The sequence below is a fragment of the Alkalibacillus haloalkaliphilus C5 genome (genome assembly GCF_000269905.1).
GTDB classification, from domain to species: Bacteria; Bacillota; Bacilli; order Bacillales; family Alkalibacillaceae; genus Alkalibacillus; species Alkalibacillus haloalkaliphilus_A.
On record NZ_AKIF01000198.1, the window covers coordinates 1 to 4,232 of the forward strand.

The window sequence follows — 4,232 nt, forward strand, 5'->3', positions numbered from 1 at the left end:
ATAGACTTACTTCCTTCTCTTTATTATGATCCTCGAATTTCTGTATTACGTCATTTAATTCATTAATTTCATTCTCCAGTTTTCTCATAAGTCTATTATATGTTTCCGGTGAAATTTTTTCTGAAAAATAATCGTTATCCAACTTGTTACGCCTATCACCTAACTCCTGGAGTTTATCTTGCTTAATTTTTAGCTCCTCTAGAAATCCATTCCCTTCTTCTTTCTGTTCATTAACCATAAATAAAACCTCATCAATTAATTGTTTCTCCATTTGTAATAGTGATTTGAATAAATTGATTACTTGAGGTTCAATCACATCTTTTCTAATTAAGTTTGAACGACATGATTTCTTGCCACCATTATGCGACCTTTGACACATGTAATAGTAATAATATCCACCTTTTTTTCTTTTAGACTTACTGAAAACAGTTCCAGCACCACATTGAGGACATCTAATGACCCCACTCAACAGTAATTTATGATTCTTTTGTCGGCTCCTGTTGTTAAAATTTCTATTATTTTCTGAGTTAACAATTTGAACCTGTTTCCATAGATCCTGTGATATTATAGGTTCATGCCTTCCTTCAACCAATAATGGTTCGCTTTTCCCATTACGTCTTTTGTTCGACCAGTCTCTATATTGCCCCCACCTTATCTTTCCAACATATAAAGGTGAGTTTATAATTGTTTTTACAGAGTTAATAGTAAATTGATTATCCCTCTTTGTTTTATAACCCCATTCATTCATTTTAATCGCAATAGCTTTATATCCATGGTATCCTGCTCTCAACTCAAAGATTTCCTTCACAATTTTAGCTTCTTCCTTATTAATCACTAACTCACCATCAACAGAATCGTAACCTAAAACCAATCCACCGTTTCGATAACCTTGTTTAGCTCTTTGATTCATGCCAGAGCTAACCCTATCGATAATTGTCGCTCTTTCATATGCAGCGAAGACACCTAACATTGAAATAAACATTTTTCCAACACTGTCACTTGAGTTCATGTCTATTGCCGCTAAAACAATACTCTTATCCTTGGGTGTTAACACTTTATCTATAAGTGTTGTAACATCAGATGTACTTCTAGATAGCCTATCAACCTTCCATACTAAAATTATATCGACCTTATCTTCTTCAATATCATTCATCATTCTACGAAACGCTGGTCTATTAAAGTCTTTTCCAGAAAAGCCACCATCACTATAAACATCTACAACCTGATAAGATTTTTTTGCAGCGTACTCCTTCAACGTTTCTTCTTGAGCTTCTAAAGAATACCCTTTCTTTTGCTCTTCTGTAGATACCCTTATATAAATTGCCGCTCTTAAACCATGGCCCATTAATTACCACTCCAAACAGGTATAACTTAGTTACATAGCACTAATGTAATATTCTTAAAAACTCAATTTATAGTAATTATCGTCATCATCGTCATTTTGTCCATCTAATCTACACTTTGAGTGTGACGATGATGACGATGATGACGATATTGTATCAAGGTAAATTATTTACTCTCTTTTTGTTCATTTGATTTATTCATATAATATCGTTGGATCAAAGTCGCAATTAACTCAATTGCTTTCTGCCTTTTGTGATCAGTTTCTACTACATTTCTATTGCTATACATGCATATCCTCCTGTAAAATTGTGTTAGGTTTTTTATTTAGGCATCACCTTCTACCCTATATACAAAGGTGATGCTTTTTATTTATTTCGTTTTAATTTTAGGTACCTACTACACTTATTAGTAGAACTTGTATAGTATATACCGCAACGCCTTAACCCAGGGCTAAGTCGACTTAACCTCTCTCTAACCTTTCTTTCGGTCGGCCAATCTTTGTATTCAATGTGTTTTTTGAATATATGTCGCTCTAGTGCACTTAATAAGTCATTAACATTACCTTCCCATTCATCTCTTTCTTCCATTAAAGTTAATACGGCAAAACCAAATGGATCAGAGTACACTACATCTTTCACGATAAAGTCCTTGTTATTTTCGTAAATATTCAAGAATTCTCCATTAGGCCAACCTAGGTATCCTTCTGCAGCTGTTACCCACCTTACGAAATCAGCCATCCTTGGCTTTTCATCAAGATGCACACTACCCTCAGACTTTAGTGCAACGCTAAGCGTATTCATAATACCACCCAAGATAAAAGGCCATTCTTTCTCAAAGCGTTGCCAAAAATCCTTTTCAAATTGCCTGTTTTCTTGATTGATAGAAGGTAGATTATTTACTACAGCCCGGTCTAACAAGTCTTGCCTTTGAGCGATATCTCCTATTCCATTTAAGATAACTGGCCGTCTATATTTCAAAACGGCTTCCCCGTAATTTTCGAATAATTTTCTAGTAGTTTGAGCTCCACCAGTCGACATTTTACACAAGCTATCACTCATCCTTCCGGTTAATCCACTTACATTATCGAAGGAAAGTAACCAAGTATGAAAAGCAGCTATGGCTAGATCTTGTTCATTATTAGGTAATGTTCGAACTGGAATCTCTGAATAATCTATTAATCTATTCAACACTTTGGTCGTTGTACTTTTCGCACTTCCTTGCTCACCGTTTAGAATAAGTATTGGCAACGGCATATCAGTTCTAAAAGCAGATAATAACCAACCTGTTAGTAACTTAAAATCATCTTCTGTTCTAAAATTTATGAACTCTTTTAATAACTCTAGTTTTCCATCCACTTTTGGCCTTGGTAAAGGCAACATAGACTTTGTTCTTATAAAATTTACTTCTGGATTTCGAACAATTGACCAGCCATCCTTAGATACCTCAACTACTTCATTCTTTGAGTTACATAAATCTAAGTAAATCTTATCTTCCACTTTCGCAACCCTTCTATATAAGGATTCCAACTTACCTTCTATAAATGCTTTTGCTTCTAAGGTACTGACAACTTCGTCTATCGCTGTCTTTTTAGGTGCTGAAATGTTATCAGTGGCGGTCATATATAAGTAAATTAAATACCTTTTGAACTCTTCAGATTGAAGAGGTAGAATCTTTTTATTGTTATTTACAACAACCTTTGCATAACCCATTTCTAGTTCTGACTTAAACAGTTCTAAATCTGGTAAGCTCTCTAGAATAAGGTGGGCTTCTGACTTCTTATTTTTAGACAACTTCACCCCTCCTTCTGATGCAACTTGAGAATACTCTTAAAGGTTTTTTCCAACTCGAAATTATTCATAGGGGGTGTGTTCATGTAGTTCCAACCTCTTGCTAAATTTAGTGTTACCTCTGAATCAACACCTTTATTTAACAAGTAGCCAACTAAAGAAGCTAAGCTGTTATTACGCTGGCCTTCTTTGACTCCTTTACTGATATCCGAATACTTACTTTTTCTCGTATTAAAAGTGAAACTTCGATCATCTGTAATTACCTTTTTTAACCAAGGTGGTAACTGAGCAACCCTAAAGTCTTCTTCTACTTTTAAGTTCTTCCACAAGTAATAGTTACCACTGATGTGCTTTGAAGGTGGAGCAACAAAATACCCTCCCTCTGATTTAAAATCCAATCCATTTGCAAACCTTACCTTATTTTTAATCCCTCTCTCATTTTGAAAGAGAATATGCAGGCCACCACTACCTGTAGACGCAATGTTTGTTTGATCAAAGCCTCCATTTTTCCGAATAAGGTTGCTTAATGTCTTAAACCCATCGCCTTTTACATCAATGTCTAATACGACCAAGCCACTCCTGCTACCAGTTGGAATACCTATATTGGCACTTGGCCAACGTTTCCACCAGTTAAAAATAGTCTGATAATCCTTCGTTGCTTTATAAGGCCCACCATTTAGAATTGGGTGTTTACCAGGGCTTGAGCAGTCAAACCCACAAGTGCATTTTCCACCTACAATACCGTGCAACGGAAAAACCGGAATGTTTAAAACACGTGCATAAAATAAAGCATTAGCTTCTAGTTTCGACATAATAGATATCCTCCCTTTTAATGTTCAGAACGATCTAACCAGTTATTAACCTCAGTTTTCTTAAAGATAATCCTACTACCAATGCGTCTATGCGGAATTTGATTCGTCTTTACTAACTTGTAAATCAAACCTTTAGAAACCATTAGGTAGTCTTTCAACTGTTCAACATCCATGTACTCGTTCATTTACACCACCCCCTTTCAAAAACAAAAAAGGAGCGCCCCAATACACACACTTATCCCTAAGGAATTTAGTGAGTATATTGGGGCGCTCCCATATATACATTTTA

Annotated in this window: 5 protein-coding genes; all 5 read right to left on the minus strand. The window is 35.4% G+C overall.

Going from position 1 to position 4,232, the window contains the following annotated elements:
- Positions 1–1,345: recombinase family protein (locus A194_RS0115060; protein ID WP_017187625.1), on the minus strand; the 1,345-nt coding region annotated here is incomplete at its 3' end.
- Between the two features lie 164 nt (positions 1,346–1,509).
- Positions 1,510–1,632: a hypothetical protein gene (locus A194_RS21055; protein WP_017187626.1), complete on the minus strand. Its 123-nt coding sequence runs from the start codon at positions 1,630–1,632 to the stop codon at positions 1,510–1,512.
- A gap of 77 nt (positions 1,633–1,709) precedes the next feature.
- Positions 1,710–3,134: a hypothetical protein gene (locus A194_RS0115070; RefSeq protein ID WP_017187627.1), complete on the minus strand. Its 1,425-nt coding sequence runs from the start codon at positions 3,132–3,134 to the stop codon at positions 1,710–1,712.
- A 2-nt stretch (positions 3,135–3,136) separates the two neighbouring features.
- Complete coding sequence (locus tag A194_RS0115075; RefSeq protein ID WP_017187628.1) at positions 3,137–3,943, minus strand: bifunctional DNA primase/polymerase; 807 nt, start codon at positions 3,941–3,943, stop codon at positions 3,137–3,139.
- 17 nt (positions 3,944–3,960) lie between these two features.
- Positions 3,961–4,128: a helix-turn-helix domain-containing protein gene (locus A194_RS19905; RefSeq protein ID WP_017187629.1), complete on the minus strand. Its 168-nt coding sequence runs from the start codon at positions 4,126–4,128 to the stop codon at positions 3,961–3,963.
- Between the last annotated feature and the right edge of the window lie 104 nt (positions 4,129–4,232).